The organism is Streptomyces sp. NPDC004721, from assembly GCF_053601495.1.
In genome coordinates, this window is sequence record NZ_JBSGBZ010000013.1 from 125067 (window position 1) to 152037 (window position 26971).

The following is a 26971-nucleotide window of genomic DNA, read 5'->3' on the forward strand; positions in this document are numbered from 1 at the left end:
TGTCGGTGGGCTGTCGGTGGTTTGTCGGTGGGGGCTGGCACCGTACGGGGCATGACGCGAATCGACGACAACCCCGGCGGCGTGCCGAACGCCGTGACCGTGCGGGGGCTGGTCAAGCACTACGGCGAGACCAAGGCACTGGACGGCGTGGACCTGAACGTGCGCGAGGGCACCGTGATGGGCGTGCTCGGGCCGAACGGAGCCGGCAAGACCACCCTCGTACGCATCCTGTCCACCCTGCTCGCCCCGGACGCCGGACAGGCCACCGTGGCCGGCTACGACGTCGTACGGCAGCCCCGGCAGCTGCGCCGGGTCATCGGGCTGACCGGGCAGTACGCCTCCGTGGACGAGAAGCTCCCCGGCTGGGAGAACCTGTACCTGATCGGCCGGCTCCTCGACCTGCCGCGCAAGGAGGCCCGCGCCCGCGCCGACGAACTGCTGGAGCGGTTCTCGCTCACCGAGGCCGCGCGGCGGCCGGCCCGCACCTACTCCGGCGGCATGCGGCGGCGGCTCGACCTCGCCGCCTCGATGATCGGGCGGCCGAACGTCCTGTTCCTGGACGAGCCGACCACGGGCCTCGACCCCCGTACCCGCAACGAGGTGTGGAGCGAGGTCAAGGCGATGGTCGGCGACGGGGTCACCGTGCTGCTGACCACCCAGTACATGGAGGAGGCCGAACAGCTCGCCTCCGAGCTGACCGTCGTCGACCGCGGCAAGGTCGTCGCGGGCGGCGGCATCGAGGAGCTGAAGGCGAAGGTCGGCGGGCGCACCCTGCGCGTGAAGCCGGCCGACGCGCTCGAACTGGGCCCGCTGGCGGGGATGCTCGACGAGTTGGGCATCACCGGGCTCGCCGCGACGACCGTCGACACCGCGACCGGCTCCCTGCTCGTGCCGGTCCTCAGCGACGAGCAGCTGACCGCCGTGGTCGGCGCGGTCACCGCGCGCGGCATCACGATCAGCTCCATCACCACCGAACTCCCCAGCCTGGACGAGGTGTTCCTGTCCCTCACCGGCCACCGCGCCAGTGCCCCGCAGGACACCGTGCCCGCCGACACCCGCGAAGAGGTCGCCGCATGAGCGCCCACCCGTCGCCCACCACCACCCTGAACGAGGCGCTCCGCGCCGCCCCCTTGGATGCCACGACCCCCCTGGGCTCCCCCGGCCTCAAGGCCGACGCCCGGATCCCGCTGCGCAGCCATCTGCGGCACACCGGCGCGCTGGTCCGCCGCAACCTGCTGTGGATCCGGCAGGACCCGGAGTCGATGTTCGACGCGATTCTGTTCCCGGTGATCTTCACGCTGCTGTTCGTGTACGTCTTCGGCGGCTCGATCGGGCAGTCGCTGGGCGGCGGGCAGCAGCAGTACGTGCAGTACATCGTGCCCGGCCTGATGGCCATGATGGGGATGAACCTGGCCCAGAGCGTGGGCACCGGCTTCAACCAGGACTTCAACTCCGGTGTCATGGACCGCTTCCGGTCCCTGCCGATCGGGCGCGGCTCGGTGCTGTTCGCCAAGATCGCGGTGGAGCTGCTGCGGATGCTGATCGCCACCGCGATCCTGCTGATCGTCGGCGTCCTGGTCGGCTTCGACATCGAGAACTGGCCCGGCCTGTTCGCCGCCGTGGGCCTGTCGGCGGTGTTCGGCTCGGCGCTGATGTGGGTGTTCATCACGCTCGGCGTGGTGATGAAGAACGCGCAGTCCGTGCAGGCGATGGGCTTCCTGGTGCTGATGCCGCTCCAGTTCGGCTCGTCCATCTTCGCCCCGCCCGGGACGATGCCGGGCTGGCTGCGGACCTTCACCCAGTACAACCCGCTGTCCGCGCTCGCGGACACCGCCCGCGGGCTGATGGTGGGCGGCCCGGTGGCGCACAGCCTGTGGGTGAGCCTGGCCTGGTCGGCGGTGCTCACGGCGGTGATGGCGCCGGTGGCGATCCACAAGTTCCGCACCAAGAGCTGACCGCACGGCTACGCGCCGGTGCGGCTCAGATCAGGGCGGCGGCCTCCTGCGGGGACAGGCCGCCGCCCTCCGCGTACGCGGCCTGGTACGCCTCCTCGCCGAGCAGTGCCCGCGTCCGCGCGACGACCTCGTCGCGGACATGGCGTTCCAGGGACGAGAAGACATGGCGGGGCGGCAGCAAGGCGTCGGCGGCGCCGACGCAGCGGGCGGCGTCCCGGGCCCGGCCTCCGCCGTCCACACCGGCCAGGGCCGTGGCCCCGATGGTCAGGTACACCGAGTGCATATGGGGCGCGATGGCCTGGGACAGCGGGTTCTGGGCCTGCTCCAGCGCCCGGCGGGACTTGTCGAGGGCGTTCTCGTAGTAGCCGTCGGCCGCATCCAGCCAGGCCTCCGCGCCGAGGATGAAGGCGTCGAAGACGACGAAGTGCGAGATGGTGAATTCCTCGCGCAGGAGGCGCAGTTGCTCGCGCGCCTCGGGGATGCGACCGGTCATGCTGAGCCGGCCGGCGAGGAAGATCCGGGCGGCCGGCATGGCCTCGTTGTGGCCGCCGTCGCTCCGCTCGACGACCTCGCGCAGCATCCGCTCGCCTTGTTCGGCCTCGCCCGTCTCCAGCAGGACGCCGCCGAGGCGGACGTTGAGGACGGCGATCTGGGCGTGGGCGCCGAGGCGTTCGGCGTGCTCGACGGCCGCGCGGTAGTCGGCGGCGGCCGCCAGGTGGGCTCCGGTGCGCTCGTGCGCCTCCGCGCGCGCGGAGAGCGCCTCGGCGGTGCCCCAGGCGTCCCCGAGGCGGCTGAAGATCTCCAGCGACTCGTCGGCGTCGCGGCCGGCGTCCCCGGCCGAGTCGGTGCGGTTGGCCAGCAGGTTGGCACGCCACTGGAGGGCGTGGGCGAGCTCCCACTCGAATCCCGGATCGCTGCGGCAGGTGCGTACGGCGGCGTCGCTGACCTCGCGCAGACGCTCCACGTCACCGGTCAGCATCACCGCGAACATCCAGAGCACGCCGGGGCTGCGGCAGACCTGCGGCATACCCGGCTCGTAGACCTCGGTGATGACGCGCAGCTTGCGTTGCGCCTCCGGGGACTCCCAGGCCTCCAACTCGGTATCCATGCAGGCCAGATGGGCGAGATGCAGGCCGCGGCGGGCCTCCGCGAGGACCTCGCCGGTCATCGGCGGCGGGGTGTCCGTGCACCGCTGCCGGACCGGGGCGGCGCGCTGAACCGGCTCGGCGAAGGGGTCGGGGCCGAGCGCCATGACCTCGCCGCACCAGTTGCGGGCCTCGATGCGCGCGTCACGCAGCTGCCAGTAGAAGACGAGCGACAGGATCAGGCACAGCCCCTCCTGCTCGTCGCGCACGGCGACGGCGTGGCGCAGGGCGGTGCGCAGGTTCTCGTACTCCCGCTCCAGCTTCTCGATGGCGCCGCGCTGACCGGGGCCTCGCAGCAACGGGTCGGTGGTGCGGGCCAGTTCGCGGTAGTACGTCAGGTGGGCGCGCCCGGTCTCGGTGCGGCCGCCGGCCTCGTCGAGCCGTTCCCCGGCGTACTCGGCGACGGTCTCCAGCAGCCGGTAGCGCATCCCGCCGTCGGCGGCCGGGGTGGCCACCACGAGGGACTTGTCGACGAGGGAGGCGAGGGCGTCGAAGGCGGCGGGGCCGCACACGGCCTCGGCGGCGGCGAGGTCGCAGCCGCCGGCGAAGACGGACAGCCGGCTCAGGACGTTCCGCTCCTCGGCGTCGAGCAGGTCCCAGGACCAGTCGACGACGGCCCGCAGGGTCTGCTGGCGGGGCAGGACGGTACGGCTGCCGGAGGTGAGCAGGCGGAAGCGGTCGTCGAGCCGGTCGGCGATCTGCCGTGGGGCCAGCATCCGCAGCCGGGCGGCGGCGAGTTCGATGGCGAGCGGCAGCCCGTCCAGGCGCAGGCAGATCTCGGCGCAGGCGTCCGCGGTGTCCTGGTCGGCGTCGGGGCGGAACCCGGGCCGTACGGCGGCCCCGCGGTCGGCGAGCAGCCGCAGCGCTACCGGCTCGGGCAGCGGCTCGACCGGCCGCAGCACCTCGCCGGGTATGCCCAGGGGTTCCCGGCTGGTGGCGAGGACGGTGAGGTGGGGGCAGCGGGCGAGCAGCTCCTCGACGAGGCGGGCAGCCGCGTCGACGACGTGCTCGCAGTTGTCGAGCAGGAGCAGCATGCGGCGCCGGGCGCAGTGCTCCACCAGCCGGTCGACGGGGTCGTCGTGCCGCTCGGCGACCACGGCGCGCATCTCCTCGGCCCCGGCGCCGTACAGCACGGTCTCGCGGGCGCCGACGGCCGTGAGCACGGCCTCGGGCACGGCCTCGGCGTCGTCGACGGGCGCGAGTTCGGCCAGCCACACCCCGTCCCGCGGCACCGGCCGCAGGGCCTCGGCGGCCTCCTGCGACAGCCGGGTCTTCCCGGCGCCGCCCGGCCCGAGCAGCGTCACGAGACGCGCGGCCCCGAGGTCGGCCCGGATCGTCTCGATGTCGGCCTCGCGGCCCACGAAGGAGGTGAGCCGGGCGCGGAGGTTGCTCGGGGGTCGGAAGGTGACCGTCACGGGGGCCGCGGCGGGGTCCGCCTGCTCGCCCCCGCCGCCGGCCGGGACGCCGGCGGCGGGCCCGGCGAGGAGTGCCGTCGCGGGGGCGGCGGTGTTCTCGGCGGCGCGCGGCCCCGACACCGTGCCGGAACCGGGTGCGGCGGTCCGGGCCCCGGTGGCGGCCGAGCCCGGCGCCTGCCGCGGCCCGCCGTCGGGGCGCGGCCCGTGCGGCCGCAGCAGTTCCCCGTGCAGCGCGCGCAGTTCCGGGCCCGGGTCGGAGCCGAGGCGGTCGGCCAGCAGACGGCGTACGTCCTCGTAGGCGGCCAGGGCCTCCGCGGTGCGGCCCGCGTCGCGCAAGGCGCGCAGGCGGAGGGTCTGGAAGGGTTCGTCGAGGGGGTGGGTGTCGCACAGGGCGGTCAGCTCGGGCAGGCTCTGCTCGGCGTACCCGAGGGCGAGGGCGGCGGTGAGGCGGGCGCGGCGCACGTCCAGGTGGCGGGTGTTCCAGCGGGCCGCCTCGGCGGTGCGGTCGGGCAGGTCGGCGAGGGCGGGGCCGCGCCACAGCGCGAGGGCGTCGTCGAGGACGACGGCCGCTTTCGCGGGGTCGCCGTCGGCCAGCGCGCGCAGGCCCTCCCCGGACAGCCGCTCGAAGCGGTGCAGGTCGACGTCGTCGGCCGCGGCGGCGAGCCGGTAGCCGCCCTCCGCGGAAGCCACCGCGTCCGCGCCGAGGGTCCGGCGCAGCCGCCCGACCAGGGCCTGGAGCGCGCCCGTGGCGTCGGCGGGCGGCTCGCCGTCCCACACCTCGTCGACGAGGACGCGCACCGGGACCGTACGGCCGGGACGCAGGGCGAGCACGGTCAGCAGGGCACGCAGCCGCGCCCCGCCGACCGGGACGGCGGTGCCGTCGGGGCGGAGCACCTGGGTGGTGCCGAGGATGCGGTAGCGCACGGGGTCCATTGTCTCCGGTGATGTCACGGCCGGTCACGGGATTTCGGCGGCGCGGCGCCCGGTCGGTCCCGGAACCCGCGGCCCGGGGCGGGACGTTCTCCCCGTGTGCCCGGTACGGTCGGGCTCGCCGGCCGAACCGTACGAGCACAGGAGCCGTCCCCCATGACGTCCGTCACCACCCGCCGCGGCGACCGCCGGATCAGCCCCGTCTTCCTCGGCATCCTGGCCGTCACCGCGGTCGCGGGCTGGGCCGCCTGGACCGGATTCCACCCGATTCCGGCCCGCCCGGGCCTGTCGGTGTTCCTGTTCGTGACCGCGGCCTGGGTCGTCTCGCTGTGCCTGCACGAGTACGGGCACGCGCGCACCGCGCTGCACAGCGGTGACGTCACGGTCGGCGCCAAGGGCTACCTGACGCTGAACCCGCTGAAGTACACGCACGCCGTGCTGAGCATCCTGCTTCCGCTCCTGTTCCTGATCATGGGCGGGATCGGGCTGCCCGGTGGCGCCGTGTTCATCGAGCGCGGCCGGATCCGGGGCCGCTGGCGGCACAGCCTGGTCTCGGCGGCGGGACCGCTGACGAACGCGCTGTTCGCGGGGGTGTGCACGGCCCCGTTCTGGCTCGACGCGCTGGACGGCGTGCCCCGCGAGTTCCGGTTCGCGCTGGCCTTCCTCGCGCTGCTCCAGGTGACGGCGACGATCCTGAACTCCCTGCCGGTCCCGGGCCTGGACGGCTACGGCGTCATCGAGCCCTGGCTGTCGCAGGGCGTCAAGCGCCAGGTGCAGTCGATCGCGCCGTTCGGCGTGCTGCTGGTCTTCGCGCTGCTGTTCCTGCCGTCGGTCGGGAGCGCCTTCTTCGACATGATCCACGCGATCCTGGGTCACCTGGGCGTCGGGTACCTGGACCAGGCCTGCGGCGGGAACCTGTACCGCTTCTGGGAAAGCCCCAGCGCGTCGTGCGTGGTCAGCCGGTGACGGAGCGGTCCTGCCCCGTCCGGCCGCGGCGGGCGTAGTACCAGGTCATGTTGGACGACAGCCCGGCCAGCAGGATCCACACCACCCCGAGCCAGCTGCCCTGGACGAAGGAGACGACGGCCGCGGCCACCGCGAGCACGCAGACGATCAGGGCGTAGAGGGCGAGTCGCCGGGCCGGGCTGGACGGGGGCGAGGGCTGCATGGCGGTCGGCTCCTGTCGGGGGACACTGCTTCGAGCGTGGCGGAGGCCTCCGTGCGGAAGCGTCCGGCAACAGTGTCCCCCATCGGCTCATACGTCCGTGATGCGGAGTCCCGCGTGCGCCTTGTAGCGGCGGTTGACCGAGATCAGGTTCGCGACCAGCGACTCCACCTGGTGGGCGTTGCGCAGCCGCCCGGCGAAGACGCCCCGCATGCCGGGGATGCGGCCGGCCAGCGCCTGGACGGTCTCCACGTCGGCGCGCTCCTCGCCGAGGACCATCACGTCGGTGTCGATCCGCTCGATGCCGGAGTCCTGGAGGAGGACCGCCGACAGGTGGTGGAAGGCCGCCGTCACCCGTGAGTCCGGCAGCAGGGCCGCGGCCTGCTCGGCGGCGCTGCCCTCCTCCGGCTTGAGCGCGTAGGCGCCCTTCTTGTCGAAGCCGAGCGGGTTGACGCAGTCCACGACGAGCTTGCCGGCCAGTTCCTCGCGCAGGGCCTCGAGGGTCTTGCCGTGGCCCTCCCACGGCACGGCGACGATCACGATGTCGCTGCGGCGCGCGGTCTCGGCGTTGTCGGCGCCCTCGACGCCGTGCCCGGTCTCCTCGGCCGCCGCCCGGGCCCGCTCGGCGGCGCGCGAGCCGATGATCACCTTCTGCCCGGCGCGGGCGAGCCGGTAGGCCAGGCCCTTGCCCTGCGGACCGGTTCCTCCGAGCACGCCCACGATCAGCCCGGAGACGTCGGGGAGGTCCCAGGGGTCCTTGGCGGGGGCCTTGTGTGCACTGTCGCTAGAGGTCATGCGCCGACTCTACGTCCGCGGCCCCCGCTGCCGCCGGGTCCCCCGGAAGAGCGAAGGCGTACCGAAGTCCGCGCCGGCCCTGCCTGTTTGCGGCAGGATGCGCGCGTATGGACGCCGTACGGGTCACGTTGCTGCGCGAGGTGCTCGCCGGAACGGAGTGGCTGGGGGCCACCCGTCGGTTCGCCGGGGTACTGCGGGGGGCCGTGGTGTCGCACGGGGGCGGGCTGCTGCTCGTGGGCACCCCGGAGGACGAGCCCTGGCACCTGGCGGCGCATCTGGTGGACGAGGCCGCCTGGTCGGGCACCCCGGAGCTGGCCCCGACGCTCGTCCGGCACGCCCCGCGCCCCGCGGACCGGGAGCACCTGGCCGTGGGTCTGGGGCGGCTGGCGGCGGCCCGGCGCGGCGAGACGCTGCTCGTGGTGGCCCCGGAGGAGCCCGCCCCGCTCCTGGAGCGGGTGCACGAGGCCCGGCGGGCCGGAGCGACGGTGCTGGCCCTGGGCTCCGGCGGGGGCGAGCTGGAGGCGATGGCGCACGAGACGCTGGCGGTGCCGCCGGGGGCCGAGCTGGACCTGGACACCGTGCAGCACCTGGTGAGCGCGGCGGCCGGGGAGAACGCGCTGCCGGCCCCGCGCGGCCGCGGCCGCTTCCGGGACCGCCTGTCGCGGCTGACGGACCTCCTGACGGCGCCTCCCCCGCCGCGCTGGTAGCGGGCCACGCGGAAAACCGGTTGCCGCCGGCCCTCCACCTGCCGACGATGGCCCCTCGTGACCGACGACTCCCCCGCCCCCGTCTCCGGCCTGCGGGCCGTGCTCCCCGACCTCGCCCCCTGGAAGGCCTCGCGCGACTTCCGGCGGCTGTGGGTGTCGGGCCTGATCTCGAACTTCGGCAGCTTCCTCACCTTCGTCGCGCTGCCGGTGCAGCTGAAGGAGCTGACCGGTTCGGCCGCGGCGGTGGGCGCGCTCGGGGCCGTGGAGCTGGTCCCGCTGATCGTGTTCGGGCTGTACGGCGGGGCACTCGCGGACGCGCTGGACAAGCGCCGGCTGATCGTGTGGACCGAGGTCGGGCAGGGGCTGCTCAGCGCGGCGCTGCTGGCCGGATCGCTGCTGCCGCACCCCGCCGTGTGGCCGCTGTACCTGATCGCCGCCCTCTGTGCCGCCCTGACCTCCGTGCAGCGGCCCGCGCTGGACTCGCTGTGGCCGCGGATCGTTGCGCACGAGCACCTCACGGCGGCGACCGCGCTCAACTCCCTGCGCTGGACGGTCGGCGGGGTGGCGGGTCCGGCCGCGGCGGGCGTGGTGGTGGCGTACGCGGGCCTGTCCTGGGCGTACGCCGCGGACGTGGTGACGTTCGCGGTCTCGGTCGTCCTGGTCGTGCGCATCGCCGCCCAGCCGGCCACCCACGAGGCCGCGAAGCCGTCCCTGCGGGCCATCGCCGAGGGCGCCCGGTACGCCTGGGGCCGCAAGGAACTCCTGGGGACGTACGTGGTCGACCTGGCCGCGATGTTCCTGGCGATGCCGCTGGCCGTGCTGCCCTTCCTCGCGGACGAGTTGGACGCGCGCTGGGCGCTGGGACTGATGTACGCCGCCGTGCCGCTCGGCTCGCTGCTGGTGAGCCTGACCAGCGGCTGGACCTCCCGGGTGCACCGGCACGGGCGGATGGTGGTGCTGGCGGCGCTGCTGTGGGGGCTGGCGGTGGCCGCCGCCGGTGTCGTGGGCAATGTGTGGCTGGTGCTGCTGTTCCTGACCGTGGCCGGCGGCTGCGACATGGTCAGCGGGGTCTTCCGGGGCGCCATGTGGAACCAGACGATCCCGGACGCGCTGCGCGGCCGGCTCGCCGGGATCGAGCTGCTGTCCTACTCGGCGGGCCCGCAGCTCGGGCAGGTCCGCTCGGGCGGGTTCGCCGCGTGGTGGGGCGTACGGGCGTCGGTGTGGTCGGGCGGGCTGCTGTGCGCGGGCGCGGTGGGGCTGCTGGCGCTGTGCCTGCCGGGGCTGATGCGGTACGACGCCCGGACGAACGAGCATGCGGTGCGGCTGCGCGAGGACCGCGCGGCCGCCGCCGTGCGCGCGGCCGCGTGATCCCTGTGATCGGTGTGATCGGCGCCTTCGGGCCTGATCAGCCCCCGCTGCCCTCCTCGGCGCCTCCCGTCGGCGCGTCGTGCCAGCGGGGGTCGTTCTCCCACTGGAGGTTGCGTTCGCGGGCGGTGTCCATCGCGTGCTGGGCCTCCTCGCGGGAGGCGTACGGGCCGAACCGGTCCTTGGCGGGACACTCGGGCCCCTCCTCGACCTTCTTGTGCTCCAGGCAGTAGTACCACTCGCCCGGCTTTCCGACGGTCCGCTTCTTGAACAGGGCCATGACCAGCTCCTCTCGCCACGGACATGTTCCCCCATCGCCCCCGGATAGACTCGCCGACATGTCTGGCCAGTCGTTGCTCGTCCCCGGGGAGCTGTCCCCGCCCCGTTCCGTGCCCGGAAACATCCGTCGCCCCGAGTACGTCGGCAGGCCGGCGCCGAAGCCGTACGCCGGGCCGGAGGTGCAGACGCCGGAGACCGTCGAGGCGATGCGGCTCGCCGGGAGGATCGCCGCGCAGGCGATGGCGGAGGCGGCGCGGCACATCGCGCCCGGCGTCACCACGGACGAGCTGGACCGGGTGGCGCACGAGTTCATGTGCGACCACGGCGCCTATCCCTCCACGCTCGGCTACCGCGGCTTCCCCAAGTCGCTGTGCGCCTCGGTCAACGAGGTCATCTGCCACGGCATCCCGGACTCGACCGTGCTGCGGGACGGCGACATCGTCAACCTGGACGTGACGGCGTACATCGGCGGGGTGCACGGGGACAACAACGCGACGTATCTCGTGGGTGACGTGGACGAGGAGAGCCGCCTGCTGGTGGAGCGCACCCGCGAGGCCCTCAACCGCGCGATCAAGGCGGTCCGCCCCGGGCGGCAGATCAACATCATCGGCCGGGTCATCGAGTCGTACGCCAAGCGGTTCGGCTACGGCGTGGTCCGGGACTTCACCGGTCACGGCATCAACACGTCGTTCCACTCCGGGCTGATCGTCCCGCACTACGACAGCCCGCACGCCACGACGGTCATCCAGCCCGGGATGACCTTCACGATCGAGCCGATGCTGACGCTGGGCACGTACGAGTACGACGTCTGGGAGGACGGCTGGACGGTCGTCACCAAGGACCGCAGGCGCACCGCCCAGTTCGAGCACACGCTGGTGGTGACGGAGACAGGGGCGGAGATCCTGACGCTGCCGTAGCACCGCGCCCGCCTCGGCTGTGGCCCGCTCCCTTCGGGGGCGGGCCTTTTCTTACATCCTCAAGTGTCCGTTTGGCTGGAATTCGACGTACAGTTTTCCCGACAGGGTGTCGGTAAACCCGTTGACTTAGGTAAGGCTTACCTTAGAGGATGGCCTCATGGATTCCTTCTCGACACTCATCCGCACCGCCTCCCACGAGCAGCACACGGAGGCGGAGACCTCGACCTTCATGAGTGATCTGCTCGGCGGCCGGCTCGGCGTGGACGCGTACGCGCGGTACACCGAGCAGCTCTGGTTCGTGTACGAGGCACTGGAGGACGGGGCCGGACGGCTGGCGTCGGATCCGGTGGCGGGCCCGTTCATCCGGCCCGAGCTGTTCCGGTTGGCCGCGCTGGAGCGGGATCTGGAGCATCTGCGCGGTGCCTCCTGGCGCTCGGAGGTGAGCGTGCTGTCCGCGACCGAGGCGTACGCGGCACGGGTGCGCGAGTGCGCCGAGCGGTGGCCGGCCGGCTACATCGCCCACCACTACACCCGCTACCTCGGCGACCTCTCCGGCGGCCAGATCATCCGGGACAAGGCGGAGAAGACGTGGGGCTTCACGAAGAGGGGCGACGGCGTCCGCTTCTACGTCTTCGAGGAGATCCCCAACCCGGCCGCCTTCAAGCGGAGTTACCGCGAACTCCTGGACACCGTCAACGCCGACGACCTGGAGAGGCAGCGGATCGTGACCGAGTGCAAGAAGGCGTTCTCCTTGAACACGGCGGTCTTCCACGCCCTGGGCGAGGAGTTCCCCCTGTCGGCGTGACCCTGGCCAGGGTCCACCAGGGCACGGCCCGTGCGCGTCAGCGTTCCAGGACCACCCTGCCTCCGACCTCCGCCCAGCCGCCCGGCTGGGGTGCCGTCAGGATCTGCGAACCCGCGCCCTGGACGATGTTCAGGGCGCGGCCCAGTTGGGCCGTAAGCAGCAGGGCAGCCGCTCCTGTTGCCTCGTCCTCCTCGATGCCGTCGTCGCGGCCGGGGAAGGCGCGGGCGCGGATACGGCCGGCGGCCTCGTCCTCCCAGGACCAGGCGTAGATCCACTCGCCGGGCGGCGGTACGGGCAGGTCGTCGACCTCCGCGGCGGTGGCGTACTGGCGCAGGGTGCGCGGTGGGGCCCACTCCGGGCGTGCCTCGATCCAGGTGAACTCGCCGTCCAGGCGGGTGCTCACGGTGCCGGCGGGGGTGACCAGTTCCGGCACGTCCAGGAGCCACGCCACCCCCACGCCGGGGTGGCCCGCGAACGGCAGGCGCAGGGTGGGGGTGTAGATGTCGATGACGCCGCGCTCGGGGTCGTCGACGAACACCGTCTCGCTGAAGCCGAGTTTGGCGGCCAGCTCCTGGCGGTCGTCCTGGTCGGGGACGAGCGAGCCGTCGCGTACGACACCGAGTTCGTTGCCGTAGCCGCCGCGCGGCCCGCAGAAGACGCGCAGGACGTCGTAATCAGTCACCCGGGCATTGAAGCATCGCGGCGGCGGTGCCGTCCGAACGGGACGGTACCGCCGCCGACGCGGATCAGGCCTGCGTGTCGCGCCGCCTGCGCAGTGCGAAGAGCACGCCCGCGCCCGCCGCCACGGTCGCCGCGGCGGCCGCGCCCAGGGCGCCCACCGGGACGTCCGACCCGGTGGCGGCCATGCTGCCGCCGATGCCGCCGGTCGTCGAGCCGGTACCCCCCGTGCCTCCCGACGTGCCGGTGCTGCCGGTGCCGCCCGTGCCGGAGCCGCTGCCCGAAGTGCCGTTGCCGGCGGGGAGTTCGGCGCCCTTGGTGAGGGCGACGGACAGGTTCACCGGATCGAGCGTGGTGCCCTTGTCGTAGAAGCCGCCGAACGCCTTGGCACCGGCCTCGGTCAGCGTCGCCGTCACGTCATTCACGGTGATGACGTCGTTCTTGGCGGTGAGCTCGGCGGAGCCGGCCTTCAGGTCCGCCAGGACCACGTTCGGCGACCTCTCGCCGAAGCTGGTGACATCGGCGGTCAGCTTGCCGGACCCGCCGTCGAGGGCGGCCCGGACATTGTCGAGGGTGAGGTCGAGCCCGTAGCCGCCGCCCTCGCCCTGGTGGCCCTTGAAGTTCGACCCTGTTGGGCGCGCTCGCCGCCGATCTCCCGCCCACGCGGGGCGTGGTGCGCGTCCACGGCCGCCCGGTCTCCGAGTGGTCCGCGCCCGAACTCGCGCTGCGCCGCGCCGTGCTCCCGCAGTCGGCGGCGCTCTCCTTCCCCTTCGCCGTGGAGGAGGTCGTACGGATGGGCCGAGCCCCGCACGCGTCCTCGGCCTCCCCGGACGAGGACGAGCGGATCGTGGCCGAGGCGATGGCCGCCGCCGAGGTGACCGCGTTCGCCGCGCGCCCGTTCCCGGCCCTCAGCGGCGGCGAGCGGGCCCGGGTCGCGCTCGCCCGGGTGCTGGCCCAGCGGGCACCACCACTGCTGCTGCTCGACGAGCCGACCGCCGCGCTCGACCTGAAGCACCAGGAGATGGTGCTGCGGCTGTGCCGGGAAAGGGCGCACGCCGGGGACGCGGTCGTCGTGGTGCTGCACGACCTGGGGCTGGCCGCCGCGTACGCGCACCGGGCCGCGATCCTGTGCGCCGGCCGTGTCGTGGCCGACGGACCGCCCACCGAGGTCTTCTCCGAGGCGCTGCTCTCCCGGGTCTACGACCAGCAGGTGGAAGTGCTTCCGCACCCGCGTACGGCGCGGTCCTGGTGACCCCCAGACGGAGCCCTTGACTTGCCCTTGACCATCCCTTTGCCCTTGCTTGACGTATTCGCGATCAGTTCGTTCCCGTACGCGGATCATGAGACCTGAATCACGGTCCACACGGGTAGGAACCAGGTAAGCCTCGGTTAAGTTAGGCAAGCCTCACCAATGGTCGTGGGGTGTCAGGTCACCTTCCAGCCACTTCCGGGAGCCCTCGCATGCGAGCCGTCCGCCTCTCCGTCATCACCGCCGCCGCAGCGGTCGCTCTGACCGCCGTGACGGCCTGTACGCAGAAGAGCGGCACACAGGACGGCGACCGCGTGGTCGGTGTGACCGCGAAGGACGACGCCTGCGAGGTCTCGAAGAAGGAGTTCCCGGCCGGGCACGTCGAGCTCGCCATCGAGAACAAGGGCTCGAAGATCACCGAGGTCTACCTCCTCTTCCCGGACGACCGGATCGTCGCCGAGCGCGAGAACATCGGCCCCGGCATCAAGCAGAAAATCACCGCCGAGGTGAAGGCCGGCGACTACGTCATCGCCTGCAAGCCGGGAATGAAGGGCAAGGGCATCCGCCAGGAGGTCAAGGCGGCCGGCGGCACGGCCGCCAAGCGCGACCCCAAGCTGGACGCGGCCGTGGCCCAGTACCGTCAGTACGTCCAGGAGCAGGCCGACGAGACCCTGCCCCGCGTCGAGGCCTTCGTGAAGGCGATCAAGGCCGGCGATGTGCCGGCCGCCAAGAAGGCGTACGCGATCTCCCGCCTCGGCTGGGAGCGCACCGAGCCGGTCGCGGAGTCCTTCGGCGACATCGACCCCAAGGTCGACGTCCGCGAGGACGGCCTGGAGGACGGCCAGAAGTGGACCGGCTGGCACCGCCTGGAGAAGGCGCTGTGGAAGGACGGCAAGATCGGCGCCGAGGAGAAGACGCTCGCCGGGCAACTCCTCACCGACCTCCAGGACTGGCAGAAGCGGGTCGGCACCGCCGAGATCACCCCGACCTCCATGGCCAACGGCGCCAAGGAACTCCTCGACGAGGTCGCCCAGGGCAAGGTCACCGGCGAGGAGGACCGCTACGCCCACACCGACCTGGTCGACTTCAAGGGCAACGTCGAGGGCGCGCAGAAGGCGTACGAACTCCTCAAGCCGGTCGCCTCGAAGAACGACCCGGCGCTGGCCAAGGAGCTCGACAAGCAGTTCGCCGCGCTCGAGGCGCTCCTCGACAAGTACCGCACGGACAAGGCGTCGTACGAGTTCGTCTCCTACGACAAGGTCGGCAAGGACGACCGCAAGGAGCTCTCGGACGCGGTGAACGCGCTCGCCGAGCCGCTGTCCAAGCTCGCCGCGGCCGTCGTGAAGTAGGGGACGGGAGATGACCGAGACCCAGGGCAGCACTCCGTCCCGCCGCGCCGTGATCGGCTGGGGCGGGGCCGGGATCGCGCTCGGCGCCGTCGCGGCCGGTGGCGCGGTGGCGATGACCAAGGCCGGCTCCGACCTCGACCCGGTCGGCGCGGAGGCGGGCGGCGCGGTGGAGTTCCACGGCGCCCACCAGGCCGGCATCGCCACGCCCGTGCAGGACCGGCTGCACTTCGCCGCGTTCGACGTGAAGACCGACGACCGCGCCGAGTTCGTGCGCATGCTGAAGGACTGGACGGCCGCCGCGCGCCGGATGACCGCCGGCAAGGAGGTCGGTGAGGGCGCGTACGGCGGACTCGCCGAGGCGCCGCCCGACGACACCGGCGAGGCGCTGGGCCTCAAGCCCTCGCGGCTGACGCTGACCATCGGCTTCGGGCCGTCGCTGTTCGAGAAGTTCGGGCTGGGGGACAGGCGGCCGGCCGCCCTGGTGGACCTGCCCAAGTTCCCCGGCGACAACCTGGACCGCTCCCGCACCGGCGGCGACCTGTGTATCCAGGCCTGCGCGGACGACCCGCAGGTCGCCGTGCACGCGATCCGCAACCTGGCCCGCATCGGCTTCGGCAAGGTCGCCGTCCGCTGGTCCCAGCTCGGCTTCGGCAAGACCTCCTCCACCACCCCGGACGCCCACACCCCGCGCAACCTCTTCGGGTTCAAGGACGGCACCCGCAACATCGCGGGCACCGAGAACGGCCGGCTGGACAAGTTCGTCTGGGTCGGCGACAAGGACGGCGGCGCGGACGACGCCTGGATGCACGGGGGTTCGTACCTCGTGGCCCGGCGCATCCGGATGAACATCGAGACCTGGGACCGGGCTCCGCTCCAGGAGCAGGAGGACATCTTCGGCCGGGACAAGGGCGAGGGCGCACCGGTCGGCAAAGCCAAGGAGCACGACGAGCCGTTCCTGAAGGCGATGAAGCCCGACGCGCACGTACGGCTCTCGCACCCCGACGCCAACGGCGGGATCACGATCCTGCGCCGCGGCTACTCCTTCACCGACGGAACGGACGGCCTCGGCCGCCTGGACGCCGGACTGTTCTTCCTGGCCTACCAGCGCGACCCGCGCAACGGGTTCATCCCGCTCCAGCGCAAGCTGGCGGCGTCGGACGCGCTCAACCAGTACATCCAGCACGTGGGTTCGGCGGTCTTCGCGATCCCGCCCGGCGTGCGTGACCCGCACGACTGGTGGGGACGCACCCTGCTGTCCGAGGAGGCGTGACCCGTGTTCTCCAACTATCTGATCGGTCTGCGCGAGGGGCTGGAAGCCAGCCTCGTCGTGTGCATCCTGATCGCCTATCTGGTCAAGACCGGCCGCAGGGACGCCCTGAAGCCCGTCTGGGCCGGTATCGGCATCGCGGTCGCCATCGCCATGGGCTTCGGCTGTGTCCTCGAATTCGGCTCCCAGGAGCTGACGTTCGAGGCGAAGGAGGCGCTCGGCGGCGGCCTGTCGGTCCTCGCCGTCGCCCTGGTGACCTGGATGGTCTTCTGGATGCGGCGCACCGCCCGGCATCTGAAGTCCGCACTGCACGGCAAGCTGGACCAGGCCCTGGCGATGGGCACGGGCGCGCTGGTCGCCACCGCGTTCCTGGCCGTGGGCCGTGAGGGCCTGGAAACAGCCCTGTTCGTGTGGGCGTCGGTCCACGCGGCCTCCGACGGCACCCCGCGCCCGCTGATCGGGGTCGCCCTCGGCCTGGCCACGGCGGTCTTCCTGGGCTGGCTGTTCTACCGGGGCGCGCTGCGGATCAACCTCGCCAAGTTCTTCACCTGGACCGGCGCCATGCTGGTCGTCGTCGCGGCGGGTGTGCTGGCGTACGGCGTCCACGACCTCCAGGAGGCCGCCTGGGTGCCGGGGCTGGGCAACCTCGCCTTCGACATCAGCGGCACCATCCCGCCGGACAGCTGGTACGGCACGCTGCTGAAGGGCGTGTTCAACTTCCAGCCCGACCCGACCATCCTCCAGGTCACGGTGTGGCTGCTGTACCTGGTCCCGACGCTCACGCTCTTCTTCGCCCCGGTAGGGTTCGCCTCCGGGAAGAGGAAGGTTTCGGTGGCTGATGAGCAGGGTTCGCGGCCCTCACAGGCTTCGCAGGCTTGAGCGTTGGGCGACGGCGGCGGTCACGGCGTCCGCGCTGACGCTGACGGCGAGCGGGTGCGTGGTGGTGCACGGAGAGCGTGAGGTGCTTCCGGCCACCACCCCCGCGGATGCCGCGCAGGCGCTGACACGGTTCACCGACGCCTACAACGAGGCCGACAAGGCCTACGACCGCACCCTGGACGCGGACTTCGTCACCGGCGCGCTCGGCGCCATCGACGGGGCGCGGCTGAAGGCGGGGCGCACCAACAACCCGAGCGGCAACTCGGCGCACACGCCGCTGACGCTGACGGACGCGAAGTTCACGATCCCCAAGAAGGCGGGCTGGCCGCGCTGGTTCCTCGCCGACGCCAAGGGGAACAAGGGCGGCGACCAGCGCTGGCTGCTGGTGTTCCTGCGCTACGGCGCCACCGAGGAGTGGCGGGTGGCGTATCTGACGCTGGCGGCCCCCGGCGACGTGCCGGAGTTCCGGAAGGACACGGACGGCCTGGCCGAGGCCCTGCCCGAGAGCAGCACCGAACTGGCGGCCGCGCCCGGCGACTTGAGCAAGGACTACGCGACGTACCTGGACAGCGGCGGGGACGCCTTCGCCGACGGCACGCACACCACCGGCTGGCGCAAGCTGCGTACCAAGGCCGCGAGCCGGCCGGGGCTGGCGCGGCAGTACATCGACCAGCCCATGGCGGACGGCGCCTACGCCCCGCTGGCGCTGCGCACCGCGGACGGCGGCGCGCTGGTGTTCTTCGCCACCCGCCACTACGAGAAGCAGACCGCCGCCGAGGGGGCCTCCGTCCCCACCCCCAACAAGGACGTCCAGGCCCTCACCACGGGCGAGGTCAGGCAGTCCCTGACGATGGAGTTCATATCCAACCAGGTGGCCCTCGACCCGCCGAGGGGCGCGGCCGGTCAACGGGTGTCGATACTGGCCCGCGTCCAGGGCCTCACCTCGGCCCAGGGCGAGTAGCGCCCGGGACCCGCACGGACCGCGCACACGGCGTCCCGGTCGAAACCCCCGGGCCACGAAGGTTCAGTGGTGCAGGGGCCAGGTGGTGGAGTGGGAGTCCGGCTCCTGGGCGGCGTGGCGGGCGCAGGCGTCGGTGAGGGGTTCCAGGAGGCTCAGGGGGTCCGGGAGGGCGTACTCGGGGCCGCGCAGCCAGCGCACCTGCTGGTCGTCGCCGGGCAGGCGGGCCGGCGGGACCAGGACGTAGGACCCGCGGCAGTGCCAGCGCAGGCCCGGGTGCTCGTCCATGGTCTCCGGATGGCAGTCCAGCTCGCAGGGCCACCACTCGTCCTCGTCCTCGGGCGTGCCGCGGGTGAGGGTGAAGAACAGCATGCGGCCGTCGTCGCTCTCGGCGACCGGACCGACCTCGACGCCCTCGGCGAGCAGCCGCTCCAGGGCCTTGCGGCCGGCCTCCAGGGGCACGTCGAGGACGTCGTGCACCATTCCGGTCGCGGTGATGAAGTTGGCCTGCGGCTGGTGCCGGGCCCAGCGCTCGATCTGGGCGCGGTCGGTGGTCGACTGCGTCTGCCAGGCGAACGACACCGGGTGCCGGGCGGGCGTGGGACAGCCGACGCGGTCGCAGGAGCAGCCGTATCCGGTGGCCGGGTGCGCGGCGGGCGCGAGGGGAAGTCCCGCGGTGGCGGCAGCGAGCAGCAGGTCCTCACGACCGCCGTCGCCGGCCGTCTCCTTGGGGCGGCGTCCCCGCAGCCACCTGGTGAGTTTGCCCTGCCGGCCGGTGCGGTCGCCGAACTCCGCGCTCATCTATCCCCTGACCTCGCTGGTGTGGACAGCATGCCCCATGCTCCCACCATCCTCCGCCTCGGGGGGCCGGAGCCCGCAACCGGGGTGGCCGCGGCGGCGCTCAGCGTGGCGCGAGCCCGTACAGCGCGTAGTCGACGAGGGTGTCGGTGTACTCGTAGGAGATCGGCGCGGTGCGCTGGAGCCAGCGCTGGGCGAGCGGGGAGACGAAGAGCTCCAGGGCGATGCGCGGGTCGACGCCGGGGCGTACGGCGCCGGCGTCCTGGGCCGAGCGCAGCCTGCGGACGTACAGCTCCAGTTGTGGCTGGAGCAGCTTGGCCACGAACTCCCGGCCGAGCTGCTCGTTCACCACGCCCTCGGCGGCCAGGGCCCGGGCGGGCGCCTCGAACGCCGGGTCGAACAGCTCGTCGACGGTGGCGCGCAGGACGGCCTTGAGGTCGGCGGCGAGGTCGCCGGTGTCGGGGATCCCGTCCGGCTGCCCCTCCCCCTGCGCGTCTCCCTGCCGGGCCGCCGCCTGCTCGCCGAGGTCGAGGAACGCCTCCATGAGCACGTCCGCCTTCGAGGGCCACCAGCGGTAGATCGTCTGCTTGCCCACGCCGGCCCGCGCGGCGATCGACTCGATCGTGGTCTTCGGGTACCCGGTCTCGGCGACGAGCGCGAGGGCGGCGGCGTAGATCGCGCGGCGGGACTTCTCACTGCGGCGGCTGGCGTCGGGGGCGGGCTTGTCGGGCATGCGCCGACGGTAGCAGGGGCGTGAGACGACGCGTCTCGCCGCTCCTTCCGCACCGAGCGGGGCCGGTTGCTAGCGCGTCGGGTCGGGGGGCGGCCAGGGGTCGCCCCAGTCCGTGTCGCGGGCCGCCTTGTACAGGTCGCCGTGGCGTTTGGTGACCGTCTCCCGTCGCAGGCCCTCGTCGGGCGCGCACAGGTTCAGAAGGACCTGGCCCTTGCGGATCTGGGGGCGGCGGACGACGCGCGCGGGGGCCGGGGCGACCGGGAAGCGGGTGGCGGCGACGTAGCTGAACTTCTCGTCCTCGTAGGCGAGGGAGCCGCCCTTGACCTGGCGGTGCAGGGACGACCGGCTGACCCGGGCCGAGAAGTGGCACCAGTCGGTGCCGGGCACGATCGGGCAGGCGGCGCTGTGCGGGCAGGGCGCTGCGACCTGGAAGCCGGCCGCGATCAGCCGGCCCCGGGCCTCGATGACCCGGGCGTAGCCGTCGGGTGTGCCGGGTTCGACGACCACGACGGCGCGGGCGGCGGCCGCGGCGGCGTCCACGACGGCCGCGCGGTCGGCCTCGGTCAGCTCGCCCAGGACGTAGGAGACGGTGACGAGATCGGTGTCGTCGAGGGTGAGCGCCGCGCCGATCCGGGCGCGCTGCCAGCGGGCCTCCCGCAGGGCCGGGTCGGCCTCGGCGATCTCCCGTCCGAGGGCGAGCGCGGGCTCGGCCCAGTCGAGCACGGTCACCGGCCGGATGCCGTCCCAGGTGGCACCGACGGCCCAGGCGGCGGCGCCGGTCCCGCCGCCGACGTCGGTGTGGCTGCTGGGCGTCCACTCGGGTGCGGCCTCCGCGAACGCTTCCAGCGCCGAGCGCACCGCCTCGAAGGTGGCCGGCATCCGGTAGGCGGCGTAGGCGACCACGTCGGCGCGGTCGCGCAGGATCGGCGCGTCGGTCGGGGTGCTCCCCCGGTAGTTGGCGATCAGCCGCTCCACGGCACCCGCGGCCTGCCGGGGCGGCAGCCCGTCGAGCAGACCGGAGAGCGCGGAGCGGAGGGTCTCCGACGGGGGTACGACGTCGTTCACCGTGCGATTCTCTCAGGTCCGGCAGGCCACCCGGACCGCGCGCGTCCCCCAGGCCCGGCAGGCCACCCGGACCGCTCCCGCCGCTCATGCTGCGCAGGCCACCCAAACCGCCGCGCCCACGGGCTCGGCGGGTCGCCAGGACCGCTCACGCCTCTCATGCCCGGCAGGCCGCCCGGACCCCTCACGCCTCAATCAAGCCCCGGAGGCCGCCTCCAGATCACTCGCGCCTCCAAAGCCCACAGGCGCCCGGACCGTTTCCCGCCGTTCACGCCGCGCAGGCCGCCCGGACCGCCCGCGCGCCTCAGGCCCGGCGGGCCGCCCGTACCCCTCGGGCCAGCCAGGTCGCGGCGAGCCGCCCCGGACCCGCCCGCGCCCCTCAAGCCCGGCACACCGCCCAGACCGCTCGCGCCCCTCAGGCCCGACACACCGCCCAGACCCCCGCGCCCCTCAAACCCGGCGGGCCGCCCGTACCGCTCGGGCCAGCCAGGTCGCCGCTGCCGCGCGTGGGGTGCTTGTCGGTGGGCGGCGGCGGGGGTGGACCGTATTGGCCAGGAGGATCAGGAAGGTGTCCGTGGCGGGGTCGAGGACCAGGGACGTACCGGTGAAGCCCGTGTGGCCCGCCGCGCCGCCGCCCGCCAGTTCGCCCATGAACCACGGCTGATCCACGGCGAAACCCAGGCCCGGCGCGGCGAGCAGCAGCTCGACGAAGTCGGGGCCCAGTATCCGGGCGGGGCCGTAGGAGCCGCCCGCGAGGAGCGTGCGGCAGAAGACCGCGAGGTCGGGGGCCGTCGAGAACAGGCCCGCGTGCCCGGCCACACCACCCAGCGCCCAGGCGTTCTCGTCGTGGACCTCACCGCGCAGCATCCCCCGGTCCGCCTTGGCCCACGGCCGCCGCTGGTCCTCGGTCGCCGCCGCGCCGGGGCACGGGCCGAAGCGGGTCGACGCCATGCCCAGCGGGCGGGTGATCCCGTCGCGGACCAGGACGTCCAGCGTGCGTCCGGTGATCCGCTCCAGGACGTGCTGGAGCAGCAGCGGGTTGAGGTCCGAGTAGGTGTACGTGCCGGGTTCGCCCAGCGGGGCCTCCGCGCGCAGCATCGCCGACCGGGACGCGTCGTCGGGGCAGTCGTACAGCGGGAGTTCGGGGCGCAGCCCGGAGGTATGGGTGAGCAACTGCCGTACGGTGACGCCGTGCGCGGCGGCCGCCCGGAACTCCGGCAGGTACGCCCCCACCCGCGCGTCGATGCCCAGCGTGCCCCGCTCGATCTGCTGCACGGCGGCGACCGCGGTGAACAGCTTGGTGAGGGAGGCCAGGTCGAACGGCGTGTCCAGGGTCATCGGCACCCGCTGGGCGGGCGGCAGTTCGACCCCCCGGTCGGTGGCGGGGTCGTAGGACGCGTACCGCACCGCCCAGCCCGCAGCCTCCGCGACGGCGACCACCGGACCACGCCCGGCGATCACGACGGTGCCCGCCGCCCAGGGGTTCTCCCCGGTGGTGAGGTCGTGGACCTCGCGGACGAGGTGACGCAGCTCGGCGGGGTCCAGTCCGGCCTTCTCCGGTGTGTCCCCGCGCAGTCTCGGTGCGCTCAGCTCTCCTCCCCCGGGCTCTCGGCCGCACGTGGCCTCCAGGGACGGCACATTCCCATGAAGCAGGCAAGCGCCACCAGTGCGGCCGCCAGTTGGACCAGCGCCATGGGCACGGCGGTGTGCTCCCCGGCGATCCCGACCAGCGGGGAGGCGACCGCGCCGATGAGGAAGGACGACGTGCCGAGCAGGGCGGACGCGGAACCGGCGTGCTGCCGGGTGCGCATCAGGGCGAGCGCCTGGGTGTTGGGCAGGGTGACGCCCATCGCGGACATGAGCACGAACAGCGCGGCGGCCACGGGCACCAGGCCCACGTGCCCGAAGACGCCCGCGGCCATCAGCAGCAGGCCGGTCGCGGCCAGGATGACCACGGCGAGGCCGACGGCCAGCACCCGGTCCAGGCGGACCCGGCCGACCAGCACCCGGCCGTTGATCTGGCCCACGATGACCAGCCCGACCGAGTTGAGTCCGAACAGCAGGCTGTACGTCTGCGGGGAGGCGCCGTAGATCTCCTGGATCACGAACGGCGAGGCGGCTATGTACGCGAACAGCGCGGCGAAGGCGAAGCCGCCCGCGAGCAGGTACCCGGTGAAGGCGCGGTCGGCGAGCAGCCGGCGCATCGAGCCCAGCGTCTCGCCCACCCCGCCGCCGTGCCGCCGGGCGGGCGGCAGGGTCTCCGGGAGCCGGGTCCAGACCACGACGGCCAGCAGCGCCCCGACCACCGTGAGGACGACGAACACGCCCCGCCAGTCCGTCACCCGCAGGATCTGCCCGCCGATCAGCGGCGCCACGATCGGAGCGACTCCGGAGATCAGCATCAGGGTGGAGAAGAAGCGGGCCATGGCCACGCCGTCGTACAGGTCCCGGACGACCGCGCGGGCGATCACGATGCCGGCCGCGCCCGACAGGCCCTGGGCCAGCCGGAAGGCGACCAGCGTCTCGACGTTCGGGGCGAACGCGCACAGCGCGGTGGCGAGGACGTAGACGGCCAGCCCGGCCAGCAGCGGGCGGCGGCGCCCCCACCGGTCGCTCATCGGGCCGACCACGATCTGCCCGAGCGCCATGCCGGCCAGGCAGGCGGTCAGCGTGAGCTGGACGGTCGCGGCCGGGGCGTGCAGGGACCGGGTGACCTCCGGCAGCGACGGGAGGTACATGTCCATCGCGAGCGGGGGCGTCGCGGTCAGCCCGCCGAGGATCAGGGTCACCAGCAGCCCGGCACTGCGGGCCGCGCGCGCCGGTGGTCCGGCGAGTCCCCGCTCCGGTACGGCCGTCCGCGGCGCGTGCGGCGCCGGCGCCCCACCCTCCGACATGTGTGGCCCTCCCTCTCCGGCCCTCACCGGCCGTCTTCGGCCTTGTCCGGCCCTCTCCGTCTGATCCGCCGCCTATGCTCTCAGCTCGTACACCGTGCCGAGGAACGCGTGATCGAGGGTGGGGTCCGGGATGTCGGAAATGTCCGGGATGGCGGAAAAGACGGTGCGCTGGGGGATTCTGGCGACCGGCCAGATCGCGGCCGCGTTCACCGCGGACCTGGTGGACCTGCCGGACGCCGAGGTCGTGGCGGTGGCCTCGCGCACCGAGGAGCCGGCGAAGGCGTTCGCGGAACGGTTCGGGATCCCGCGGGCCTACGGCGACTGGGAGGCGCTCGCCCACGACCCGGACGTCGACGTCGTCTACGTCGCCGCCCCGCACGCGGCCCACCGGGCGGCCGCCGGTCTGTGCCTGGAGGCCGGGCGGAACGTGCTGTGCGAGAAGCCGTTCACGCTGAACCTGCGGCAGGCCCGGGAACTCGTCGCGCTCGCCCGGGAACACGACCGGTTCCTGATGGAGGCCATGTGGATGTACTGCAATCCACTGGTACGGCGCCTGAAGGCACTGGTCGAGGACGGCGCGATCGGCGAAGTGCGCACCGTCCAGGCCGACTTCGGGCTCGCCGGCCCCTTCCCGCCCTCGCACCGGCTGCGCGACCCGCGCCTGGGCGGCGGGGCGCTGCTCGACCTCGGCGTCTACCCGGTGTCGTTCGCGCAGTTGCTGCTCGGCGAGCCGTCGGACGTGACGGCCAGGGCGGTGCTCTCCGCGGAGGGCGTCGACCTCCAGACCGGCGCGCTGCTCTCCTGGGACGGCGGCGCGCTGGCCCAGTTGCACTGCTCCATCACGGGCTCCACGGCGACCTGCGCCTCGGTCACCGGCTCCGAGGGCCGGATCGACGTGCCCGCCGGCTTCTTCCACCCGGAGCGTTTCGTGCTGAGCCGGCACGGCCGTGAGCCGGAGGAGTTCGCCGCGGAGCCGGCCGACGGTCCGCGCACCAGCCTGCGACACGAGGCGCTGGAGGTGATGCGGGCCCTGCGTGCCGGCGAGACGGAGTCGCCGCTCGTACCGCTGGAGGGCACCCTGGCGGTGATGCGGACGCTGGACGCGGTGCGGGAGCGCATCGGCGTGCGGTATCCGGGGGAGGCGGGCGGACCGGAGGCCGGCCAGGACCGGGAGCCCGCGCTCGCCTGAGCCCCGCGGCATCGGGCGGGCATCCGTATGGCGGACAGTGGATTCCGCGTGGCGGACCGGCCTCGTACGCTCCGTGCCATGACCGACAGGCAATCGAAGATCGCCGTGGTGACCGGCGCCGGCTCGGGCATCGGGCGGGCCGTCGCCGTGGAACTGCTGCGCGCGGGCTGGGCCGTGGCCCTGGCGGGGCGTCGCCCCGAGACGCTGGAGGAGACGGCGGCGCTCGCCCCGGAGGCCGCCTCCCTCGCCGTACGCACCGACGTGGCCCGGCCGGACGACGTGGCCGCGCTGTTCGCGGCCACCGTCGAGCGGTTCGGACGCGTCGACCTGCTGTTCAACAACGCGGGCACGTTCGGACCGGGCGGCGTGCCGGTGGAGGACCTGTCCTACGAGGCGTGGCGGCACGTGGTGGACACCAACCTCAACGGGGCCTTCCTGTGCGCGCAGGCGGCGTACCGGCAGATGAAGGAGCAGGACCCGCAGGGCGGCCGGATCATCAACAACGGCTCGATCTCGGCGCACACGCCCCGGCCCCACTCGGCGCCCTACACCGCCACCAAGCACGCCCTGACCGGCCTGACCAAGGCGCTCTCCCTGGACGGGCGGCCGTACCGGATCGCGGTCGGGCAGATCGACATCGGCAACGCGGCCACCGACATGACGGCCCGGATGGAGGCGGGCGCCCTCCAGGCCAACGGGGAGGTGGTCCCGGAACCCGTGATGGACGTCGCCGACGTGGCCCGCACCGTGCTGCACATGGCCGAGCTGCCGCTGGAGGCGAACGTGCAGTTCGCGACGGTGCTGGCGACGACGATGCCGTACGTGGGGCGGGGCTGAGCGGTCCGGAACGGAGCCGAACGGCCCGGGACGGACGGCGAAACGGGCCGCCGACGGGCAATCTGCACAAGCGGATTTCCAACCTCCTTACCATCGGGGCCGGTGGCACACCTATGCTCGACATCTCCTCCATCAGAGCTTCACAGTTGGAGCGGCGCGCTTCCGCCGGCCGGACCCAGAGCCACATCTCGGGGGGGAAGGCGGCAGTCGTTCCACGCCACCGGTCGGGGGTGGACCCCGCAAGGGGGGATCGCGGGGTACGCACCGGTGCGTGGAACGGCTGCCGCACATAAAGCTGCGGCTCGGACGGCCGCGGCTCAGCGCCGGTGGCGGCCTCCGGAGTCGGCGGCCGCGGCCCGGCGCCGGCGCAGCGCCCACATACCGCCGGTCAGCAGCGCGACCGTCCCGCCCGCGCCCTCCAGCAGCCGCCAGGTCGAGGGGCGGCCGGCCGCCGCGCCCGGCGGACCGGCGGCGGCCTGCTTCCCGAGCGGGGGGCCCGCGTCCACCTTCGCCCCACCCTCGCTCAGCGGCTCGACCAGCGTGCCGACGGGCTGCGCGGAACGCCCCTGTCCGAAGCCCCAGTCGAGCAGGGCGGCGGTCTCCTCGTAGACGGCGTTGCTGCCGGTCGGGGGGTTCAGCACCGTGGCCAGCAGGGTGCGGCCGCCGCGTACGGCCGCGCCGGTGAAGGTGTTTCCGGCGTCGCTGGTGTAGCCGTTCTTCACCCCGATCAGGCCCTTGTACGCCCTCAGGTCCCAGGCGCCGGTCAGCAGGCGGTCGGTGTTCTGGATCTGAAAGCTCTTGTTCCGGCCGGCCGGGAAGTCGGCGTCGTGCGTGCCGCAGTAGCCGCGGAAGTCGGCGTTGCGCAGCCCGTGCCGGGCGATCAGCGTCAGGTCGTACGCCGAGGACAGCTGACCGGGGTGGTCGAAGCCGTCGGGGCTGACCACGTGGGTGTCCAGGGCCTGGAGGTCCTCCGCCCTGGCCTGCATCTCGGCGACCGTCTTCGCCACCCCGCCGTTCATGTGGGCGAGCACGTGCACGGCGTCGTTGCCCGAGCGCAGGAACACGCCCTGCCACAGCTGCTCCACCGTGTAGGTGGTCCCGGCCTGAATCCCGACGAGGCTGGAGCCCATGGGGATGTCGGCCAGCTCGGCGTCGGTGACGGTGTGCCGCTCGTCGCGGTGGAACTTCCTCAGCACCGTGTCCGCGAACAGCATCTTCAGCGTGGAGGCGGGCGCGAGGGGCTGGTGCGCGCGGTGGGCGGCGAGCACGTGACCCGTCTCCCAGTCGGCGAGGAGCCAGGCACGGGCGGTGAGGCGGCCTGGCAGGCCGGTGGCACCGCTCACCTGCACCCCCGCACGGGCCAGCCGCTCGCCACCGATCACGCCGGCGGCGCGGGCGGGGGGCGCGGCCGCGGCCGGGCCGGTGGCGGTCACGGCGGTCAGCGGGGCGGCCGTGGCCAGGGTGAGCAGGGAACGCCGGGACAGATGGTGGGGGGACCGAGAGGAATCAAGCACCCGGGGACCGTACAAAGCGAGCCCGAGCCCATGCGTGACATGTCCTCAAAGCCTGATTAAAAGATCATCAAAGGACAGGTTACCGA

General features: G+C 73.3%; 24 protein-coding genes and 2 pseudogenes. 14 read left to right on the forward strand and 12 right to left on the reverse strand.

All coding sequences use genetic code 11. The features are described from left to right. Nucleotides 1–51 precede the first annotated feature (51 nt). Entirely contained in the window at nucleotides 52–1077 is a 1026-nt protein-coding gene (locus tag ACWEK3_RS14770; protein ID WP_390724884.1) for an ATP-binding cassette domain-containing protein, read from the forward strand. Continuing rightward, entirely contained in the window at nucleotides 1074–1955 is an 882-nt protein-coding gene (locus tag ACWEK3_RS14775; RefSeq protein WP_450545297.1) for an ABC transporter permease, read from the forward strand. The genes ACWEK3_RS14770 and ACWEK3_RS14775 overlap by 4 nt, the downstream gene beginning before the upstream one ends. Before the next feature lie 25 nt (nucleotides 1956–1980). Here the strand turns inward: ACWEK3_RS14775 and ACWEK3_RS14780 are convergent, their stop codons facing one another. After that, the gene (locus tag ACWEK3_RS14780) at nucleotides 1981–5448 is read right to left on the reverse strand and encodes an AfsR/SARP family transcriptional regulator (protein ID WP_450545319.1); all 3468 of its coding nucleotides are present in this window, start codon (nucleotides 5446–5448) and stop codon (nucleotides 1981–1983) included. A 153-nt stretch (nucleotides 5449–5601) separates the two neighbouring features. Here ACWEK3_RS14780 and ACWEK3_RS14785 point away from each other — a divergent pair, with 153 nt between their 5' ends. Continuing rightward, nucleotides 5602–6411: a site-2 protease family protein gene (locus ACWEK3_RS14785; protein WP_453249810.1), complete on the forward strand. Its 810-nt coding sequence runs from the start codon at nucleotides 5602–5604 to the stop codon at nucleotides 6409–6411. Here the strand turns inward: ACWEK3_RS14785 and ACWEK3_RS14790 are convergent. Both ACWEK3_RS14790 and npdG read right to left on the reverse strand, forming a co-directional pair. Beyond that, nucleotides 6401–6613, reverse strand: coding sequence for a hypothetical protein (locus ACWEK3_RS14790; RefSeq protein WP_361409183.1), 213 nt, complete (start codon nucleotides 6611–6613; stop codon nucleotides 6401–6403). The genes ACWEK3_RS14785 and ACWEK3_RS14790 overlap by 11 nt on opposite strands. Before the next feature lie 87 nt (nucleotides 6614–6700). Continuing rightward, nucleotides 6701–7405 carry an NADPH-dependent F420 reductase gene (gene npdG / locus ACWEK3_RS14795; protein WP_361409180.1) on the reverse strand — a complete coding sequence of 235 codons (705 nt, stop codon included), beginning with the start codon at nucleotides 7403–7405 and terminating at the stop codon, nucleotides 6701–6703. Nucleotides 7406–7512: 107 nt separating this feature from the next. Between npdG and ACWEK3_RS14800 the strand changes: the two genes are divergently transcribed. Further along, on the forward strand, nucleotides 7513–8112 hold the full coding sequence (locus ACWEK3_RS14800; protein ID WP_361409178.1) for a hypothetical protein: 600 nt from the start codon (nucleotides 7513–7515) through the stop codon (nucleotides 8110–8112). Between the two features lie 57 nt (nucleotides 8113–8169). Continuing rightward, nucleotides 8170–9480: an MFS transporter gene (locus ACWEK3_RS14805; RefSeq protein ID WP_450545301.1), complete on the forward strand. Its 1311-nt coding sequence runs from the start codon at nucleotides 8170–8172 to the stop codon at nucleotides 9478–9480. A 37-nt stretch (nucleotides 9481–9517) separates the two neighbouring features. Here the strand turns inward: ACWEK3_RS14805 and ACWEK3_RS14810 are convergent, their stop codons facing one another. Next, nucleotides 9518–9757, reverse strand: a complete 240-nt coding sequence (locus tag ACWEK3_RS14810; RefSeq protein WP_453249811.1) for a hypothetical protein — start codon at nucleotides 9755–9757, stop codon at nucleotides 9518–9520. A gap of 58 nt (nucleotides 9758–9815) precedes the next feature. On the opposite strand from ACWEK3_RS14810, the gene map reads away from it, so the two are divergent. Together map and ACWEK3_RS14820 are read left to right on the forward strand one after the other, a co-directional pair. Further along, the gene (gene map / locus ACWEK3_RS14815) at nucleotides 9816–10673 is read left to right on the forward strand and encodes a type I methionyl aminopeptidase (RefSeq protein WP_384424975.1); all 858 of its coding nucleotides are present in this window, start codon (nucleotides 9816–9818) and stop codon (nucleotides 10671–10673) included. A gap of 157 nt (nucleotides 10674–10830) precedes the next feature. Next, nucleotides 10831–11478: a biliverdin-producing heme oxygenase gene (locus ACWEK3_RS14820; RefSeq protein WP_450545304.1), complete on the forward strand. Its 648-nt coding sequence runs from the start codon at nucleotides 10831–10833 to the stop codon at nucleotides 11476–11478. Between the two features lie 37 nt (nucleotides 11479–11515). Here the strand turns inward: ACWEK3_RS14820 and ACWEK3_RS14825 are convergent, their stop codons facing one another. Both ACWEK3_RS14825 and ACWEK3_RS14830 read right to left on the reverse strand, forming a co-directional pair. Further along, nucleotides 11516–12160, reverse strand: a complete 645-nt coding sequence (locus ACWEK3_RS14825) for a PhzF family phenazine biosynthesis protein (protein ID WP_453249812.1) — start codon at nucleotides 12158–12160, stop codon at nucleotides 11516–11518. Nucleotides 12161–12224: 64 nt separating this feature from the next. Next, nucleotides 12225–12719 (reverse strand): annotated as a pseudogene (locus ACWEK3_RS14830) (HtaA domain-containing protein); the annotation flags it as partial. A gap of 59 nt (nucleotides 12720–12778) precedes the next feature. Between ACWEK3_RS14830 and ACWEK3_RS14835 the strand changes: the two are divergent. From ACWEK3_RS14835 to ACWEK3_RS14855, 5 genes and pseudogenes are all read left to right on the forward strand, one after another. Next, a pseudogene (locus ACWEK3_RS14835) lies at nucleotides 12779–13428 on the forward strand (heme ABC transporter ATP-binding protein); the annotation flags it as partial. A gap of 189 nt (nucleotides 13429–13617) precedes the next feature. Beyond that, entirely contained in the window at nucleotides 13618–14754 is a 1137-nt protein-coding gene (efeO, locus tag ACWEK3_RS14840) for an iron uptake system protein EfeO (RefSeq protein WP_453249813.1), read from the forward strand. 10 nt (nucleotides 14755–14764) lie between these two features. Beyond that, the gene (efeB, locus tag ACWEK3_RS14845) at nucleotides 14765–16024 is read left to right on the forward strand and encodes an iron uptake transporter deferrochelatase/peroxidase subunit (protein WP_450545309.1); all 1260 of its coding nucleotides are present in this window, start codon (nucleotides 14765–14767) and stop codon (nucleotides 16022–16024) included. Nucleotides 16025–16027: 3 nt separating this feature from the next. Beyond that, on the forward strand, nucleotides 16028–16900 hold the full coding sequence (gene efeU, locus ACWEK3_RS14850; protein WP_450545311.1) for an iron uptake transporter permease EfeU: 873 nt from the start codon (nucleotides 16028–16030) through the stop codon (nucleotides 16898–16900). Then, complete coding sequence (locus tag ACWEK3_RS14855) at nucleotides 16860–17861, forward strand: hypothetical protein (protein ID WP_450545313.1); 1002 nt, start codon at nucleotides 16860–16862, stop codon at nucleotides 17859–17861. The genes efeU and ACWEK3_RS14855 overlap by 41 nt, the downstream gene beginning before the upstream one ends. A 63-nt stretch (nucleotides 17862–17924) precedes the next feature. On the opposite strand, the gene ACWEK3_RS14860 is transcribed toward ACWEK3_RS14855, so the two are convergent. The 5 genes from ACWEK3_RS14860 to ACWEK3_RS14880 all read right to left on the reverse strand — a co-directional run bounded on the left by ACWEK3_RS14860 (nucleotide 17925) and on the right by ACWEK3_RS14880 (nucleotide 23345). Continuing rightward, nucleotides 17925–18659: a bifunctional DNA primase/polymerase gene (locus ACWEK3_RS14860; RefSeq protein WP_384424955.1), complete on the reverse strand. Its 735-nt coding sequence runs from the start codon at nucleotides 18657–18659 to the stop codon at nucleotides 17925–17927. Between the two features lie 100 nt (nucleotides 18660–18759). After that, complete coding sequence (locus ACWEK3_RS14865; RefSeq protein WP_450545315.1) at nucleotides 18760–19389, reverse strand: TetR/AcrR family transcriptional regulator; 630 nt, start codon at nucleotides 19387–19389, stop codon at nucleotides 18760–18762. A gap of 69 nt (nucleotides 19390–19458) precedes the next feature. Next, nucleotides 19459–20454: a small ribosomal subunit Rsm22 family protein gene (locus tag ACWEK3_RS14870; protein WP_453249814.1), complete on the reverse strand. Its 996-nt coding sequence runs from the start codon at nucleotides 20452–20454 to the stop codon at nucleotides 19459–19461. A 447-nt stretch (nucleotides 20455–20901) separates the two neighbouring features. Beyond that, nucleotides 20902–22089, reverse strand: a complete 1188-nt coding sequence (locus ACWEK3_RS14875; protein ID WP_450541113.1) for a serine hydrolase domain-containing protein — start codon at nucleotides 22087–22089, stop codon at nucleotides 20902–20904. Then, on the reverse strand, nucleotides 22038–23345 hold the full coding sequence (locus ACWEK3_RS14880; RefSeq protein WP_453249815.1) for a multidrug effflux MFS transporter: 1308 nt from the start codon (nucleotides 23343–23345) through the stop codon (nucleotides 22038–22040). Before ACWEK3_RS14880 ends, ACWEK3_RS14875 begins: the two co-directional genes overlap by 52 nt. A 148-nt stretch (nucleotides 23346–23493) precedes the next feature. On the opposite strand from ACWEK3_RS14880, the gene ACWEK3_RS14885 reads away from it, so the two are divergent. Next, a complete protein-coding gene (locus ACWEK3_RS14885) occupies nucleotides 23494–24534 on the forward strand; it encodes a Gfo/Idh/MocA family protein (RefSeq protein WP_453249816.1) in 1041 nt (346 codons plus the stop codon). A 78-nt stretch (nucleotides 24535–24612) separates the two neighbouring features. Beyond that, complete coding sequence (locus ACWEK3_RS14890) at nucleotides 24613–25371, forward strand: SDR family oxidoreductase (RefSeq protein WP_453249817.1); 759 nt, start codon at nucleotides 24613–24615, stop codon at nucleotides 25369–25371. A gap of 317 nt (nucleotides 25372–25688) precedes the next feature. On the opposite strand, the gene ACWEK3_RS14895 is transcribed toward ACWEK3_RS14890, so the two are convergent. Then, complete coding sequence (locus ACWEK3_RS14895) at nucleotides 25689–26885, reverse strand: D-alanyl-D-alanine carboxypeptidase family protein (protein ID WP_450541105.1); 1197 nt, start codon at nucleotides 26883–26885, stop codon at nucleotides 25689–25691. Nucleotides 26886–26971 lie beyond the last annotated feature (86 nt).